Below are 17,138 nucleotides of genomic sequence, written 5' to 3'. Positions count from 1 at the left end.
GTAAGTTATGAGTCTTCTCGGTCGTTTAAACGATGATATGAAACAAGCGATGAAGAATAAACAAAAAGAAAAATTAACCGTTATTCGTATGGTTAAGGCTGCTTTACAAAATGAAGGTATTAAACTGCAACATACTCTTACTGAAGAAGAGGAATTAACAGTTTTAGCTCGTGAAGTAAAACAGTATAAGGACTCCCTCCTTGAATTTAAAAAAGCTGGTCGTGAAGACCTTGTTGATAAACTGCAAAGTGAAATTCAGATTTTAAGCGCATATTTGCCGGAGCAATTAACAGAAGAAGAACTAGCGGATATAATTAAGCAAGTTATTTCTGAAGTTGGTGCTACATCTAAAGCAGATATGGGTAAAGTGATGACTGCTGTTATGCCGAAAGTAAAAGGTAAAACAGACGGATCACTTGTGAATAAGCTGGTTATCCAGCTATTAGCATAAAAAAGCGTCTCATTTCGTATGAGACGTTTTTTTATGCTTTTTTCAGTTTGGACGTGATATTACAAGCTCTTTTTTCATACATATGGGATGAGAGGGGGTCTTTTGAGATGAAAAAAATAGAACAAATGAAGAGTTGGTTAACGAAGCAAATAGACCTGCCAGTGGATGTGTTAATGGATCTACCTCGGATCACGCTTGTTGGGCAAGTACATATCTATATAGAAAATCATCGAGGATTATTAGTGTTTTCAGATAAAGAGGTAAGATTGCTATTGAAACATGGTCAATTATTAATTAAAGGTCAATCCTTTGTTATTAAAACAATCCTTCCAGAAGAACTGTTGCTTGAAGGGATTATTGAACAAGTGACGTTTTTAGAAAATGAAAAGAAAGAGGAGTGAGGAGAAACTTCCGTTTGTGAAGTTTTTCTTCGTTACCTTGTATTAACAGGTGGTAACGTTCTGGCCGCAATATTCGGTTCGTACAAAGAGGATAGGTGGGAATTGAGTTCCACGTAAAAAACTGGCTCGTGAAGGTTAATAATTAGTGAGGATCAAGGAATCTGCTAATTAAAATTTTAGTACGAGCTAGTTTGATAATCGAATTGAAAAGTAGTGTATCTACTTTTAGAAAGGTAGTGGAGATAGTCGATGAAAAATAAATGGTTTATAAAATGGCTTGGGTATGTAAAGGTGCGAATTGAAGGTAGAGGAGCGGAACGCTTTGTTAACGAGTGTGTGCGGAAGAAATTACTCGTTTGGGATGTAAAGAAGATAGCTGATGAAACGTTAGTTTTTTGTATGTTATTACGAGATGTGAAAAAGATAAAACCAATTTATAGAAAAAATGAATGTAAATTATATTTTATTGGACGTTACGGTTTTCCTTTTTGGAATAAGCGTGTAATTAAAAATAGTGGATTTTTAATTGGGTTTTTAATATTTTTTTTCGGAATGATCGCATTGTCAAATATGGTGTGGAAAATTGAAATTACAGGAGCAAAACCTGAAACAGAATATATATTGATGAAAGAATTGGACAAAATGGGTATAAAAAAAGGTAAATTACAATTCCAAATGCCGAGTGTAGAAGATGTTCAACGTCATTTGACAGACAATATTAATGCGATTACTTGGGCGGGATTAGAAATAAGAGGGACAACATATCATTTTAAGATTGTTGAAAAAAATGAGCCGAAAAAAGAAAGTGAACAACAGCCACAAAACTTAGTAGCAAAAAAAGAAGGGATTATTACAAAAACATTTGTGGAAGTTGGGAAGCCGGTTGTCATGAAAAATGACCATGTGGAAAAGGGGCAACTTCTCGTATCCGGGATGTATGGTAATGAGGAGAATCCGACAGTTGTTTCGGCTAAAGGGATTGTATATGGAGAAACGTGGTATAAATCTGAGGTGGATGTTCCGTTAAAGACACAATTTCAAGTGTATACTGGTAATTCATACAATGAACATTTCCTTAAATTTGGGAGTACTAAAATAAAAATATGGGGATTTCTACAGGATAAGTATAAGCGCTCTCGTACTGAAAGTGTAAAACATGATGTGAAATTATTTGGATTTACATTACCAATTGCATACGAGAAAGATATTGTACGAGAAGAGGAAGAAGCGAACCGAGAATATACCGAAAAACAAGCAATGAAAGTAGCGAAAGAGATGGCAGAAAAAGAACTGAAGAAAAAATTGGATGAACATGCTATGATTGTAAGTGATAACATTTTGAGTAAAGAGGTTGAGGCGGATCACCTAAAGGTCACATTACATTATACAGTGATTGAAAATATTGCAGAGCCACAACCAATATCTGAATCCGATATTCAAGGAGACTGAGTAATGGCAGAACAATTAGTAGAAATGAACCAACAATTGGAAAATCCCAACGAAGCAATCGCTCTTTTTGGGGTAAATGATGCTCATTTAAAAGTAATTGAACGAGAACTTAGTGTATCGATTGTGACTAGAGGAGAATCTGTTCGTGTATCTGGGGCAGATGAAACTGTGGTGCTCGTAGAAAAAATCTTACAACAGTTACTTGTTGTTATCCGTAAAGGTGTATCAATTTCGGAAAGAGATGTTGCGTATGCGATTCAGCTTGGGCAACAAGGGAAAATTGCTCAATTCGAAGAATTATATGAAGAGGAAATTTTTAAAACGGCAAAAGGTAAATCCATTCGTGTGAAAACGATGGGGCAAAGACGATATATCCATGCAATGAAAAAGAATGATATTGTATTTGGGATAGGACCTGCTGGGACAGGAAAAACATACTTAGCCGTAGTAATGGCTGTGAGAGCTTTAAAGCAAGGGTATGTAAAGAAAATTATTTTAACAAGACCTGCTGTAGAAGCTGGAGAGAGCTTAGGGTTTTTACCAGGTGATTTGAAAGAAAAAGTAGATCCGTATTTACGTCCACTATATGATGCGTTACATGATATTCTTGGACAAGAATATACACAACGTATGATGGAACGTGGTGTAATTGAAATTGCACCTCTTGCTTATATGAGAGGGCGTACTCTCGATGATTCATTTGTTATATTAGATGAGGCGCAAAATACAACTGGTGTTCAAATAAAAATGTTTTTAACACGATTAGGTTTTAGTTCTAAAATGGTTATTACGGGGGATCCTTCACAGGTAGACTTGCCGAAAGGGGTAAAGTCAGGTCTTTCTATTGCTGCTAATATTTTATCTGGTGTATCAGGTCTTTCGTTCATTACATTGGAACAAACGGACGTTGTGAGACACCCGTTAGTGCAACGTATTATTGAGGCATATGATAAAATGGAATGATCCTATTTGTCAGGATCATTTCTTTTTGTATGATAAGGTTGGCGAATGACATATTTTTTACTATCATTAAAGACGAGGGAAATAAACTATAGGCGATGGTGGATAAAAATGTTGTCCAAAAAGTATCGTTACCTAGAAGAAATGAAAGCTATAAATAGTTTCACTTTATTTCTGGAGAGGAGAAGGTATTGAAATCATGTCAAGATCTCAAGAAATTTCTAAGTGGTTTCGTAATTTACAACATTCGAAAAAACTAAGTTGGATTTCTTACGTTTTATTAGGGGCAGTGCTGTTTTTTGCACTTATGAATAATGTAAAACCAGAGCAATTAGATGTTACAACATATTCTATTGCGAAAAAAACAATCCATTCTCCTATTAAAATTGAAGATAAAGTTACAACGGACAAAAAGAAAAAAGAAGCCGCTACAAAAGTTGAAGATCAATATACATATAAAAGTGAGTATAAACAAAATAAAGTGGATATTGTGAATGACGTCTTTGCTAAAGTAGATGAAGTGATACAAGAGATTAAAGCGGTTGGACCGGATGAGCAAAAAAAGATTACTGATGCTGAAAAAGTGGACAAGTTGAAAAAAAAATTGCCTACTGATTTAACGAAAGAATTATCTGATTCAAACTTACTAAACTTAATTAATGCAGATTCGAACCAATTAGTATTAGCGAAAGATGCAACAGTTACAGCTATTAATAGTATCATGACTGAGCATGTTAAAATGGACGAATTGAAGGATGCGAAGGAACGATATGTAAGTGAGATGAATAGTGTTAATGTTGATAATGGTTTAAAGGAATCTATTAAGGCGTTAGGGAAATATGCGATTTCTGCAAACTATTTTTATGATCCGACCTTAACAAAAGAGAAGAGAAAAGCGGAAGAAGATTTAGTTCCACCTGTTTATATTCTTCAAGGGCAAGTCCTTGTTAGAGAAGGTGAAACGATTTCAAGTGATATGTACAATCAGTTGAAATTAGTTGGCCTGTTAGAAAAAGGGAACAGTTTTCAACCCTATGTTGGGTTAGCGGTACTCATTGGTGTGCTATTGTACTTTATGCATAAGCAGTTTGAAGTGTTTTTACAGCGGAAAAGGGAAGATAGGCCGTATGTCCTAGCGTATATTACAATTTTGTCTATCACGATTGTTTTAATGAAAATCATTAGTTTGTTTCAAAAGCTTGAGTATGCAGGAATCGCGTATGTTGTTCCAGTTGCAATGGGAACAATACTTGTAAAATTAATGATTGGTGATCGATTTGTATTTTTAACGAGTATGATCTTTTCTGTATGCGGAAGTATTATGTTTAATGAAGGTGTAACGAGTACACTGAATTATAGTGTGGGGATTTATGTTTTATTAAGTTCATTATCAGTTAGTATTTTCTTGAGAGAAAAAAATCGTCGTACGATGATTTTACAAGCTGGTATACTCGTTTCTGTATTAAATGTAGTCGTATTAGCGGCTTTGCTATTATTACGTAACGGGAATTTTTCGCCTCTTGAAATTGGGGTGCAATTATTAATGGCTGCTGTTTCGGGTATTATCTCTTCTGTTCTAGCTATGGGGATTTTACCGTATTTAGAAAGTGGTCTTGGGATTGTATCGAGTATGAAATTGATGGAACTTTCAAGTCCGAATCACCCGCTTTTGCGTAAAATTTTATTAGAAGCACCAGGTACATATCATCATAGTGTAATGGTGGCTAATCTCTCAGAAGCTGCTTGTGAAGCAGTTGGAGCAAATGGAGTATTAGCGCGTGTAGGGGCGTATTATCATGATGTAGGGAAAACGGTACAACCACAGTTTTTTATTGAAAACCAAATGGGTATTGAAAACCCGCATGATAGATTAGACCCTGTAACGAGCAAAGATATTATAATTGCTCATGTAACCGATGGGGTGAGAATGTTAGAAGAACACCATATACCTCAAGAAATTATCGATATTGCTGGACAGCATCATGGTACAACGTTACTTAAATATTTTTATTATAATGCGATTAAAGAAGATAAAGAGAAATATACGGAGGAAATGTTCCGCTATCCAGGATCGAAAGCAACTTCTAAAGAGTCGGCGATCGTTGGTATTGCTGATAGTGTGGAAGCGGCGGTACGTTCGATGAACCATCCAACACCAGATCAGATTAATAATTTAGTGCAAAGTATTATTAAAGATCGCCTGCAAGATGGTCAATTTAGTGAATGTGATTTGACATTTAAGGAACTACAAATCGTTGGAAAAACGTTATGTGAAACGTTAAATGGTATTTTCCATTCCCGTATTACATATCCGGAACCGCCGGAAGAAAAGGAGAAAGAATGAGTTTATTAATTGATTTTATTGATGAAACAGAAGAAGTGAAAGATGAATATATAAGTTTGATTCGAGGTTTAGTAGAGAAAGCAGCCCAAATGGAGAACATAGAAGAAGGCGCAGAATTATCGGTTACATTTGTAGATAATGAACGTATTCGTGAAATAAACCGTGATTACCGAGATAAGGATCAGCCTACGGACGTTATTTCTTTTGCTATGGAAGAAATGGGAGAAGGCGAAATGGAAATTGTCGGTGCAGAGATGCCGCGTATGTTAGGAGATCTTATTATTTCTATTCCAAGAGCAAAAGAACAAGCTGAAGAATATGGGCATTCTTTTGATCGAGAACTTGGGTTTTTAGCACTACATGGCTTTTTGCATTTGCTTGGTTATGATCATATGACAGAAGAAGATGAGAAAGAAATGTTTGGAAGACAAAAAGAAATTTTAGAGGCCTTTGGATTAGGACGATGAAAACAGGAAAACTTTTAGATAGTTTTGGATATGCTATAGCTGGTATATACTTTTGTCTTCGTCATGAACGAAATATGAAAATTCATTATTTAGCCGCAGTCATCGTTATATGCTGCGGCTTTTATTTCCATATTACAACAATGGAATGGATTGTCGTACTTATTGTGATAGGGATTGTAATGAGTTTAGAGATGGTGAATACGGCTATTGAAAAAACAGTAGACTTAGCAACCGCCGATATTCATCCGGTTGCAAAAATTGCAAAGGATGTTGCAGCAGGGGCAGTTTTATTATTTGCAATTATAGCTGCTGTAATTGGTGCTATTATCTTTTTACCGTATATGGTATAGTTGCATTCCGAAGCTTTTATTAAGCTTTGGGAGCGCCGTGAAGGCCTTTAATGAAAGAGTGTATCTATTCACATCTATGAACGGAAAGGATGCGGGAATATGAATAGCAAACAATTAATTCAAGAAGCAACCGAAGCGCGTAAACGAGCGTACGTACCATATTCTAAATTTCAAGTAGGTGCAGCTTTACTAACTCAGGATGGAAAAATATATCGTGGATGTAATGTTGAAAATGCATCATATGGTTTATGTAACTGTGCAGAACGAACAGCTTTATTTAAGGCAATTTCTGAAGGGGATAACGAGTTTGTAGCTATTGCAGTCGTAGCGGATACAAAGCGTCCAGTACCTCCTTGTGGAGCATGTCGACAAGTTATGATAGAATTATGTAAACAGGATACGAAAGTATACCTATCAAACTTACATGGTGATGTTCAAGAGACAACAGTCGGAGAATTGTTACCAGGAGCATTTTTAGCGGAGGATTTACATGAATAGAAAAGGTTATAAATCAGGTTTTGTCTCTATTATTGGCAGACCGAATGTTGGGAAATCTACATTTTTAAATCGTATTATTGGCCAAAAAATTGCCATTATGAGCGATAAGCCACAAACAACTCGTAATAAAATTCAAGGTGTATATACAGAAAATGATTCACAAGTAGTTTTCATTGATACACCAGGAATACATAAACCTAAACATAAACTAGGCGATTTCATGGTGAAGATGGCTCAAACGACATTAAAAGAAGTTGATATTGTTTTGTTTATGGTCAATGCAACTGAAGGATATGGTCGTGGTGAGGAATTTATTATTGAGAAATTACAAGAAACGAAACAACCGGTATTTTTGGTAATTAATAAAATTGACCAACTTCATCCAGAGCAATTGCTGGAGTTGATTGATCAATATCGTAAATTATATGAGTTCGCGGAGATTGTGCCAATTTCTGCATTGGACGGTAATAACGTTGAAGCGTTAATCGGAGCAATTAAAAAGTATTTACCAGAAGGACCGCAATATTACCCGGATAATCAAGTAACGGATCATCCAGAGCGATTTATTATTTCAGAGCTTATTCGTGAAAAAGTATTACATTTAACACGTGAAGAAGTACCGCATTCTGTAGCGGTTGTTATTGATGCAATTCAAAAGCGTGAGGGCGGAGCGGTTTATATAAACGCAACGATTGTTGTTGAACGTGCATCACAAAAAGGAATTATTATAGGTAAGCAAGGGAAGATGTTAAAAGAAGTCGGTAAGAGAGCTCGTTTTGACATTGAAGCACTTCTTGGTTCTAAAGTATTTTTAGAAGTATGGGTGAAAGTGCAAAAAGATTGGCGTAATAAGATGTCACAGCTTCGTGACCTTGGTTTCCGTGAAGACGAGTATTAATATGAAGTAAAGTTGTGATCAGTGGATGTTTTGTTCATCCGCTGATCATTGGTTTTTATGAACCTTGATAAATTAGGGAAAATTTTTCTCACATGAAAATGAACAAAATGGGTCAACTTAATAACAACAAAAGAAATTGGTTTATAGGCTACGCTTATTGAGAAAGGTGGATTCTTATGCTAGATTTTACCTGGAAGTTTTTCTCCAAAACAGGAAGCATTGAAACGTATTTGCTTTTGAAAGAAATGGAAAAAGACGTAAACGATGAGATGGATCAACATGAAGAGGAGTTAGCGCATCTAGACTCTCCAATTTCTTGACCCGTTTTGTTCAAACCTTGGATGGTGACGAACATGTTTCAAAAAGTTGAGGGCATTGTTATCCGTACGACAGATTACGGAGAAACAAATAAGATTGTTACAATATACTCACGGGAATTTGGTAAGGTAAGTGCAATGGCAAGAGGGGCGAAAAAGCCGAAGAGTCGGTTAGCAGCTATTTCGCAACTTATGACACATGGTCATTTTCTTATTCAAATGGGATCTGGACTTGGAACTTTGCAACAAGGCGAGATTATTTCATCTATGAAAGAAATTCGCGAGGATATATTTTTAACTGCTTATGCATCATTTATTATTGAATTAACCGATAAAGCAACAGAAGATAAGAAGCATAATCCGTATTTATTTGAAATGTTATATCAAACGTTGCATTATATGTGTGAGGGTGTTGATCCAGAAGTATTATCATTAATTTATCAAACGAAAATGCTTCCGGTATTAGGGATGCGCCCGTACTTTGATACATGTGCTATTTGTCATCAAGAAACAGATTTTGTCGCCTTCTCTGTCCGGGAAGGCGGTTTTCTGTGCTCGCGTCATGCGGAGCAAGATCCGTATCGTATTCCGGTGGGAGAGGCTGTTCATAAATTATTACGTCTCTTTTTTCACTTTGATTTACACCGGCTCGGTAATGTATCGGTGAAGGATAGTACAAAAAAACAAATGCGCACAGTATTGAATACATATTATGACGAATATTGTGGGATTTATTTGAAAACAAGGCGTTTTTTGGAACAACTTGATAAGTTTCAAATATAAAAAGGGCCGTATACGGTCCTTTTTACATACTTTCTTTTTCGAATAGCATATTTAGTATATAATATTTAAGAGATAGTATAACTTTTTTCGTTGTGCATTAAAGGTGGTGATTATCATAGAGCTGAATAAACGGCAAGAGCATATCATTCAGATTGTAAAAGATCACGGTCCTATTACAGGGGAGTCAATTGCTGGGCAATTGGGTTTAACACGTGCAACGCTAAGACCAGACTTAGCAATTTTAACGATGGCTGGTTATTTAGAAGCGCGTCCACGTGTAGGTTATTTTTATACGGGTAAAACCGGGGGACAGCTATTATCTGAAGCTGTTAAGAAAATTAAAGTGCAAGATTATCAATCTAGACCGGCTGTAATTGATAAAAATGTATCAGTATACGATGCAATCTGTACTATGTTTCTAGAGGACGTTGGTACATTATTTGTTGTAGATCAAGCTACTTTATTAGTTGGCGTTGTATCTCGTAAAGATTTATTACGAGCTAGCTTAGGAAAGCAGGATTTAACCTCTCTTCCGGTTAATATTATCATGACAAGGATGCCAAACATTGCGATGTGTCGCAGGGAGGATTCTTTATATGATATTGCGATGGAATTAATAGAAAGACAGATTGATGCGATGCCGGTTGTGAAGGATACGAAACAAGGTTTAGAAGTGATTGGACGAATTACAAAAACAAATATTACACGTGCGTTTGTAAATTTAGTAAATAACGAATAAGTGTAATTTGTTTAAAGTGAGGTAATGTAATGGATAATAAAATCGTATATGTCGTATCTGACTCTGTAGGAGAAACGGCTGATTTGGTTGTTAGAGCGGCAATGGGACAGTTCCCATTCGCTCCTGATATTAGGCGTGTACCGTATGTAGAAGATACAGGGACATTAAAAGAAGTAATCTCGATTGCCAAGAGCAATCAAGCGCTTATTTGTTTTACGTTAGTAAAGCCTGATATGCGTCAATATTTATTGACAGAAGCGGCAAAAGAAGGAGTAGAGGCATACGATATTATCGGACCTCTTATCGATCAAATTGAAGAAATTACAGGGCAAGTACCAAGGTATGAGCCAGGTGTCGTTCGAAGATTAGATGAAGAGTACTTTAAAAAAATAGAAGCGATTGAATTTGCAGTTAAGTATGATGATGGTAGAGATGCACGTGGTATTTTAAAAGCTGATATCGTGTTGATTGGAATTTCACGTACATCAAAAACACCACTTTCACAATATTTAGCGCATAACAAACGTTTGAAAGTTGCTAATGTACCACTTGTACCGGAAGTGGATCCGCCTGAGGAATTATATCAAGTGGCAAAAGAGAAATGTTTCGGTTTGAAAATTATACCAGATAAGTTAAATCATATTCGAAAAGAACGATTGAAATCACTTGGATTAAGTGATGGAGCAACATATGCAAATATTAATCGTATTCAAGAAGAAATTGATCATTTTGAGGAAGTAATTAGTAAAATAAATTGTCAAGTGATTGATGTATCAAATAAGGCAATTGAAGAAACAGCAAATATTATTGTGAATGCAGTGCAAAACCAAAAAATGTTTTAGCACATTTACCAAAGGTGAATGTGCTTTTTTCGCTCGTGAGAAGGCGTTAGAGGAAGATGCGAAGTAGAGCATGAACTTTCGGCTTAGTAATAGAATATAGCGGAATGGTTATACTTATATTCTTCTGTTTTTTAATTATGCTAAAGGAACGATTTCGTTATCTTTAAGTGTAAGATGAAAATTAAAGGGATATGTAGCGTAGTTGAAGAAAATATATTATAATAAAAAATTGTGATAAAAACCTATATTTTACGTTTAGACTTTAATTTTTCAGAATAAACTAGGGATAGGATTTTCGAAAAAGACATGTATTTACGTTAAATCGACAAAATCTAGACAAGAAAACGCACATTATGGAAGGATTCACAGAAGGGATGTAGAATACAGAAATATGCAAAACATCAGATAAGATATTATTTGATGCAGATGCGTATCCCGTGAAGAATGCAATTGTGCAAGTTGGAACAAAATTTTATGTCGAAATTTTGTTTGTCGTATCCTATGCTCATCGTTCAAGAAAACAGCAAGGTAATTGGGTCTATGTAGATTCTGAGCAAGATGAAGTTGATTGTTATATTTATTAACATGCAAAAGCTACAGATCTCATGATCATACAGGCTATAGTGCTTCTTGCTAGTCTTCTTGTGAAAAAGGAGTATATGTATTGTCTCCAGGAGATACATTTGTAACAGATGAGCAAATGTATACAATTTTATATAGTAGTATGTATCTGCGAATTTACGCAGACTGGGGACTTATACGAAAGGTCCAAAATCGTTTACACAATGTGATCGACAGTACTTTCTAACAAATTTAGAAAAATATTGTCGAATTATAAAGGAATCTTTTAATTTATATCGAATACAAAATACGACACGGAGATGGAGTTATGGGGAACAGAATTCCTGAAGAAGTTGTTGAACAGATTCGGACATCATCCGATATTGTAGAAGTGATTGGTGAGTATGTTCAACTTAGAAAGCAGGGGCGTAACTATTTCGGCCTTTGTCCATTTCATGGTGAGAATTCTCCTTCATTCTCTGTTTCATCTGATAAGCAAATTTTTCATTGTTTCGGATGTGGAGAAGGTGGAAATGTATTTTCTTTTCTTATGAAAATGGAAGGACTTGCTTTCACAGAGGCTGTTCAAAAGCTTGGCGAAAGAAATGGAATTGCAGTTGCAGAATATACATCAGGGCAAGGACAACAACAACAAGAAGACATATCTGATGACACTGTCATCATGCAACAGGCTCATGAACTTTTGAAAAAGTATTATCATCATTTATTAGTAAATACAGAAGAAGGAAATGAAGCACTTTCATATTTATTAAAACGTGGTATTACAAAAGAGATGATTGAGAAATTTGAAATTGGTTATGCATCACAAGCTTGGGATGCAGCAACGAAAATTTTACAAAAAAGAGGTTTGTCGCTATCTAGTATGGAACAGGCTGGCCTTCTTGTAAGAAGTGAGAAGGATGGCAGTCATTATGACCGCTTCCGCGGAAGAGTTATGTTTCCGATTTATACTTTACAAGGTAAGGTGATAGCGTTTAGTGGAAGGGCATTAGGAGATGACACTCCGAAATATTTGAATAGTCCTGAAACACCGATTTTTTACAAAAGTAAGCTGTTGTATAATTTCCACCAAGCAAGGCCGTTTATTAGAAAACGTGGGCAGGTTGTCCTTTTTGAAGGTTATGCCGATGTACTAGCCGCGGTGAAAAGTGGTGTGGAAGAAGCTGTTGCGACAATGGGAACAGCTTTAACTGAAGAACAAGCGAAACTTCTGCGACGTAACGTTGAAACTGTTGTTCTTTGCTATGATGGTGATAAAGCAGGGCGAGAAGCGACGATGAAAGCAGGGCAATTACTATTGCAAGTTGGTTGCCAAGTGAAAGTTACATCCTTGCCAGATAAGCTTGACCCTGATGAATATGTGCAACAATATGGGACAACCGCTTTTGAAAATCTTGTGAAATCAAGTATAAGTTTTGTTGGTTTCAAAATAAATTATTTGCGTTTAGGGAAAAATTTGCAAGATGAGTCTGGCAAAGAAGAATATGTAAAAAGTGTTTTAAAAGAGTTATCATTGCTACAGGATGCGATGCAGGCGGAATCCTATTTAAAATCATTATCGCAAGAATTTTCGTATTCAATGGAAACACTTTTGAATCAATTGCACCAATATCGCAAAGAACAAAAGGTACAGCAAAAACAAATAAAGCAGGTTTCTAAGCCATCTCAAATTGTTCAAACGAAACCGAAATTAACAGGTTTTGAAAGGGCAGAAAGAGAAATTATTTACCATATGTTGCAAAGTGCAGAAGTGACAGTGCGTATGGAACCTCATATAGAAGATTTTTATACAGAAGAACATAAAGGGATTTTATATGAACTATACGCATATTATGAAAAGGGAAATGAACCTTCAGTCGGAACATTTTTAAGTTGGCTCTCTGATGAAAAGTTGAAAAATATTATTACTGATATTTCGACGGATGAATTTATTAATCCAGAGTACACAGAAGAAGCGTTACAAGGTCATTTGGAGGCGCTAAGACGCCATAAAGAAAAACTTGAAAAGATGGAAATTATCTTTAAAGTAAAACAAATGGAAAAAACAGATCCTGTAGAGGCTGCTAAATATTATGTGGCATATTTACAAAGTCAAAAAGCAAGAAAATAGCTTTTTCGATAAAGTTTTAGTATAATGAATGTTTGTATCTCGCGTAAGGAGGGGAACAGATGGCTGATAAACCAGCTCGTTCTAAACAAATTGAAACTGAAATGACCCTTGAGCAAGTGAAAGAACAACTCACTGAGCTTGGAAAAAAACGTGGCGTTCTTACATATGAAGAGATTGCAGAACGCATGAATGGATTTGAAATTGAATCCGATCAAATGGATGAATACTATGAATATTTAGGTGAACAAGGGATTGACTTAGTTGGTGACAATGACAACGACGAAGGTCCTAATAATCGTCAAATTACAAAAACGGAAGAAGAATTTGACCTTAATGATTTAAGTGTGCCGCCAGGTGTGAAAATCAATGACCCTGTTCGTATGTACTTAAAAGAAATTGGTCGTGTAGACTTACTATCTGCTGAAGAAGAAATTCGACTTGCGACACGTATTGAAGAAGGCGATGAAGAAGCAAAACGCCGTCTTGCAGAAGCAAACTTACGTCTTGTAGTAAGTATTGCAAAGCGCTACGTGGGCCGTGGTATGCTTTTCTTAGACTTAATCCAAGAAGGAAATATGGGTCTAATTAAGGCAGTTGAAAAGTTCGACTACCGTAAAGGTTTTAAATTTAGTACGTATGCAACTTGGTGGATTCGCCAAGCTATTACACGTGCGATTGCAGACCAAGCGCGAACAATTCGTATTCCAGTTCATATGGTTGAAACAATTAATAAGTTAATCCGTGTACAACGTCAATTATTACAAGATTTAGGACGCGAACCATCTCCTGAAGAGATTGGTGAAGAAATGGATCTTGCTCCAGAAAAAGTACGCGAAATCTTAAAGATTGCACAGGAGCCAGTTTCTCTTGAAACACCAATTGGTGAAGAAGACGACTCCCATTTAGGTGACTTTATCGAAGACCAAGAAGCAACATCGCCTGCGGACCATGCAGCGTATGAATTGCTAAAAGAACAATTAGAAGATGTGTTAGATACACTAACAGATCGTGAAGAAAATGTTCTGCGTCTTCGTTTTGGTTTAGATGATGGACGAACTCGTACGCTTGAAGAAGTTGGGAAAGTATTCGGCGTAACGAGAGAACGTATTCGTCAAATTGAAGCGAAAGCACTTCGCAAATTAAGACATCCAAGCCGTAGTAAGCGTCTTAAGGATTTCTTAGAATAGGCTACCTTTAAGTTTACTTCACTTTTGTGAAGTAAACTTTTTTGTTTTGTTAATTTTTGTTAAAATTTAGCTATCGGCAACGATTACAATTTCTTGTAATTTATTTTACAGAATTGTCTTTTGATTTGCAAATGCTCATTTTTCGATTTTTCGATTTATTTTGTTTATTATATACAAAATAATATGTAGAAAAGTAAAAAATATGATGAGAAACGTTAGTAATTATCGAAATAATATGCGATATAATAGTGAAAATCAATAAAATGAATTTACGGAATATTTTTAACAAGTAGTAGTTTGCTCTTTTCTGATAGGGCGTTTTCAAGTACAATATAAATGACTGAATCATCTAACTATTTAGCGGTATAGAGGGGGGAGAAGAGATATGAAACGTAATCCGTTGATTCCGTTCGCTCTTATTGCAGCATTAGGTATTATCGTTATGTTTGTATTTTCATTTCAGGGGCTAAATAAATCTAAAGAGTTAGCTGATGCAAAAAATGGTGGGAAACCAGCACAAACAGCATCAAAGCCAGAGGATATTGTAAAGCAAAGCTGTACGAGCTGTCATGGTGATCAGTTACAAGGAGCGGTAGGCCCTAATTTACAAAAAATTGGTGGGAAACTTTCAAAAGATGAAATTAAAGAAGTTATTTCAAAAGGAAAAGGAAATATGCCGCCAAATATAGTTCCAGCTGATCAAGCGGCAAAAGTAGCTGATTGGTTATCGAAGAAAAAATAAAGTATAGAAAAACAAGCCTTTTGCTTTTTGCAAAAGGCTTGTTTTTCTATACTATCTAAAATACGATTAGTAATAGAGAATTGAAGTATTGTTATGGACTTGCAACAACTACTATAAATTCATTATCATGGAGACAGACTGAGAAGAGAAGGAGTAATGGAAATACATGAATGAAGTAAAGCTTTCGAAACGATTAGAAGAAGTTGTGAGGGAGATTCCGGTAGGCTCTACAGTAGCTGATATTGGATCGGATCATGCGTATTTACCGTGTTATACAATTATAAATAATATTGCTACAAAAGCAGTTGCAGGAGAGGTTGTAGATGGACCGTTTCGCTCTGCACAAGCAACTGTAGCTGAAAGTGGCTTACAAGATAAAGTAGACGTTCGTAAAGGGAATGGATTAGCTGTTATAGTGCCAGGAGAAGTAGATGTTATTACGATTGCTGGTATGGGTGGAGCGTTAATTCGTGACATTTTAGAAAGTGGTAAAGAAAAATTAGAAGGTGTAACACGTTTAATCTTACAGCCGAATATTGCAGCACACCATATCCGTGAATGGTTTATTGAAAATGGATGGGAGCTTATCCGTGAGAAAATTGTAATAGAAGACGGAAAGATTTACGAGATTTTAGTCGGAGAGCGAGGGGATACAGCAGTACCTTACTCTGAAAATAAACAAGCTGAATTGTTTATGGGTCCATTTTTAATAAAAGAAAAAAGTGAAGCTTTTATTGAAAAGTGGGAAGGGGAATTGAAAAACTTCCAAAATATTTTAAAACAGTTAGAACGTGCAGCAGAGTCTGAAGAGACAAAAGCGAAGCGTGCAGAAGTAGAAGCGAAAATGAAAATGATAGGAGAGGTTTTATCATGAGTAAAATTCCGAATGGTCATGAAATTATTTCTTTGTTTGAAGGTATGTATCCGAAGCATTTAGCGATGGAAGGGGATAAGATTGGCTTACAGATTGGAGCGCTTAATAAACCTGTCCAGCACGTATTAATCGCGTTAGATGTAACTGAGGAAGTTGTGGACGAGGCGATCCAATTAGGAGCGAATATCATTATAGCGCACCATCCTTTAATCTTTAATCCATTAAAAGCGATTCATACAGATAAGGCGTACGGAAGAATTATTGAAATGTGTATTAAAAATGATATTGCGGTTTATGCCGCACATACAAATGTAGATATTGCTAAGGGCGGGATAAATGATTTACTTGCTGATGCGTTAGGGTTACAAAATACAGAAGTATTAGCTCCTACATATGCAGAAGAAATGAAAAAAATTGTTGTATTTGTTCCAGTAACCCATGCAGAAGAAGTGCGCAAAGCTCTTGGAGATGCGGATGCAGGTCATATCGGTAATTATAGCCACTGTACGTTCGGTAGCGAAGGGGTAGGTACGTTTATCCCTCAAGAAGGTACAAATCCTTATATCGGAGAAACTGGGCAGTTAGAACGTGTGGAAGAGATACGTGTCGAAACGATTATTCCAGCTTCATTACAAAGAAAAGTTATTAAAGCGATGTTGGCAGCCCATCCATATGAAGAAGTGGCATATGATGTATATCCGCTTGATAATAAAGGTGAAACATTAGGTCTTGGTAAAATAGGGTATTTACAAGAAGAAATGACGCTTGAGCAGTTTGCTTTACATGTGAAACAATCATTACATGTAAAGGGTGCAAGAGTTGTTGGGAAGTTAGATGATAAGGTGCGTAAAGTAGCTGTACTTGGTGGTGACGGTAATAAATATATAAACCAAGCGAAATTTAAAGGAGCAGATGTATATGTAACAGGTGATATGTATTATCATGTTGCTCACGATGCGATGATGATTGGTTTAAATATAGTCGATCCAGGACATAACGTTGAAAAAGTAATGAAGCAAGGTGTACAAAAACAATTGCAAGAAAAAGTAGATGTGAAGAAATTCAATGTACACATTCACGCTTCGCAGTTACATACAGATCCATTCACATTTGTATAAGAAAAATAAAAACCGTTGCTCATGTA

The 17,138-nt window shown here is 35.9% G+C and carries 19 protein-coding genes; all 19 read left to right on the top strand.

The genetic code is table 11. From position 1 onward, the window contains the following. The first annotated feature begins 7 nt into the window (after nucleotides 1-7). The 19 genes from CQ058_RS16645 to CQ058_RS16555 all read left to right on the top strand — a co-directional run bounded on the left by CQ058_RS16645 (nucleotide 8) and on the right by CQ058_RS16555 (nucleotide 17,112). A complete protein-coding gene (locus CQ058_RS16645) occupies nucleotides 8-451 on the top strand; it encodes a GatB/YqeY domain-containing protein (protein WP_000054578.1) in 444 nt (147 codons plus the stop codon). Nucleotides 452-558: 107 nt separating this feature from the next. Beyond that, entirely contained in the window at nucleotides 559-852 is a 294-nt protein-coding gene (gene yqfC / locus CQ058_RS16640) for a sporulation protein YqfC (protein ID WP_002190698.1), read from the top strand. Between the two features lie 249 nt (nucleotides 853-1,101). Next, a complete protein-coding gene (gene yqfD, locus CQ058_RS16635; RefSeq protein WP_002143171.1) occupies nucleotides 1,102-2,301 on the top strand; it encodes a sporulation protein YqfD in 1,200 nt (399 codons plus the stop codon). Nucleotides 2,302-2,304: 3 nt separating this feature from the next. After that, on the top strand, nucleotides 2,305-3,264 hold the full coding sequence (locus CQ058_RS16630) for a PhoH family protein (RefSeq protein ID WP_002015189.1): 960 nt from the start codon (nucleotides 2,305-2,307) through the stop codon (nucleotides 3,262-3,264). Between the two features lie 196 nt (nucleotides 3,265-3,460). Further along, complete coding sequence (locus CQ058_RS16625) at nucleotides 3,461-5,605, top strand: HD family phosphohydrolase (protein ID WP_002015188.1); 2,145 nt, start codon at nucleotides 3,461-3,463, stop codon at nucleotides 5,603-5,605. Continuing rightward, nucleotides 5,602-6,072, top strand: a complete 471-nt coding sequence (ybeY, locus tag CQ058_RS16620; RefSeq protein ID WP_002088675.1) for an rRNA maturation RNase YbeY — start codon at nucleotides 5,602-5,604, stop codon at nucleotides 6,070-6,072. Before CQ058_RS16625 ends, ybeY begins: the two co-directional genes overlap by 4 nt. After that, nucleotides 6,069-6,422, top strand: coding sequence for a diacylglycerol kinase family protein (locus CQ058_RS16615; RefSeq protein ID WP_002190697.1), 354 nt, complete (start codon nucleotides 6,069-6,071; stop codon nucleotides 6,420-6,422). The genes ybeY and CQ058_RS16615 overlap by 4 nt, the downstream gene beginning before the upstream one ends. 99 nt (nucleotides 6,423-6,521) lie before the next feature. Then, nucleotides 6,522-6,920: a cytidine deaminase gene (locus CQ058_RS16610; RefSeq protein WP_002015184.1), complete on the top strand. Its 399-nt coding sequence runs from the start codon at nucleotides 6,522-6,524 to the stop codon at nucleotides 6,918-6,920. Further along, the gene (gene era, locus CQ058_RS16605; protein WP_002088672.1) at nucleotides 6,913-7,818 is read left to right on the top strand and encodes a GTPase Era; all 906 of its coding nucleotides are present in this window, start codon (nucleotides 6,913-6,915) and stop codon (nucleotides 7,816-7,818) included. The genes CQ058_RS16610 and era overlap by 8 nt, the downstream gene beginning before the upstream one ends. A gap of 176 nt (nucleotides 7,819-7,994) precedes the next feature. Beyond that, nucleotides 7,995-8,138, top strand: a complete 144-nt coding sequence (locus CQ058_RS16600) for a YqzL family protein (RefSeq protein ID WP_000883924.1) — start codon at nucleotides 7,995-7,997, stop codon at nucleotides 8,136-8,138. A 33-nt stretch (nucleotides 8,139-8,171) separates the two neighbouring features. Further along, nucleotides 8,172-8,918: a DNA repair protein RecO gene (gene recO, locus CQ058_RS16595; protein WP_002129136.1), complete on the top strand. Its 747-nt coding sequence runs from the start codon at nucleotides 8,172-8,174 to the stop codon at nucleotides 8,916-8,918. A gap of 106 nt (nucleotides 8,919-9,024) precedes the next feature. Next, on the top strand, nucleotides 9,025-9,657 hold the full coding sequence (gene ccpN / locus CQ058_RS16590) for a transcriptional regulator CcpN (RefSeq protein WP_002015181.1): 633 nt from the start codon (nucleotides 9,025-9,027) through the stop codon (nucleotides 9,655-9,657). A 29-nt stretch (nucleotides 9,658-9,686) separates the two neighbouring features. Beyond that, nucleotides 9,687-10,499: a pyruvate, water dikinase regulatory protein gene (locus CQ058_RS16585; protein WP_002015180.1), complete on the top strand. Its 813-nt coding sequence runs from the start codon at nucleotides 9,687-9,689 to the stop codon at nucleotides 10,497-10,499. A 664-nt stretch (nucleotides 10,500-11,163) separates the two neighbouring features. Further along, the gene (locus CQ058_RS31845) at nucleotides 11,164-11,307 is read left to right on the top strand and encodes a hypothetical protein (RefSeq protein ID WP_162836445.1); all 144 of its coding nucleotides are present in this window, start codon (nucleotides 11,164-11,166) and stop codon (nucleotides 11,305-11,307) included. 81 nt (nucleotides 11,308-11,388) lie between these two features. Then, nucleotides 11,389-13,191 (top strand): DNA primase, encoded by a 1,803-nt coding sequence (gene dnaG, locus CQ058_RS16575; RefSeq protein ID WP_002015179.1) that lies wholly within the window; start codon nucleotides 11,389-11,391, stop codon nucleotides 13,189-13,191. A 59-nt stretch (nucleotides 13,192-13,250) separates the two neighbouring features. Further along, a complete protein-coding gene (gene rpoD, locus CQ058_RS16570) occupies nucleotides 13,251-14,378 on the top strand; it encodes an RNA polymerase sigma factor RpoD (protein ID WP_000764062.1) in 1,128 nt (375 codons plus the stop codon). 385 nt (nucleotides 14,379-14,763) lie between these two features. Continuing rightward, complete coding sequence (gene cccA, locus CQ058_RS16565) at nucleotides 14,764-15,120, top strand: cytochrome c550 (protein ID WP_002129130.1); 357 nt, start codon at nucleotides 14,764-14,766, stop codon at nucleotides 15,118-15,120. Between the two features lie 166 nt (nucleotides 15,121-15,286). Next, a complete protein-coding gene (locus CQ058_RS16560) occupies nucleotides 15,287-15,994 on the top strand; it encodes a tRNA (adenine(22)-N(1))-methyltransferase (protein WP_002190695.1) in 708 nt (235 codons plus the stop codon). Next, nucleotides 15,991-17,112, top strand: coding sequence for a Nif3-like dinuclear metal center hexameric protein (locus tag CQ058_RS16555; protein ID WP_105589882.1), 1,122 nt, complete (start codon nucleotides 15,991-15,993; stop codon nucleotides 17,110-17,112). The genes CQ058_RS16560 and CQ058_RS16555 overlap by 4 nt, the downstream gene beginning before the upstream one ends. The last annotated feature ends 26 nt before the right edge of the window (nucleotides 17,113-17,138 follow it).

Source organism: Bacillus sp. MYb56 (assembly GCF_002976445.1).
Classification (GTDB): Bacteria; Bacillota; Bacilli; order Bacillales; family Bacillaceae_G; genus Bacillus_A; species Bacillus_A mycoides.
The sequence above is the reverse complement of the archived record's forward strand: the minus strand, read 5'-3'. Positions and strand labels throughout refer to the sequence as shown.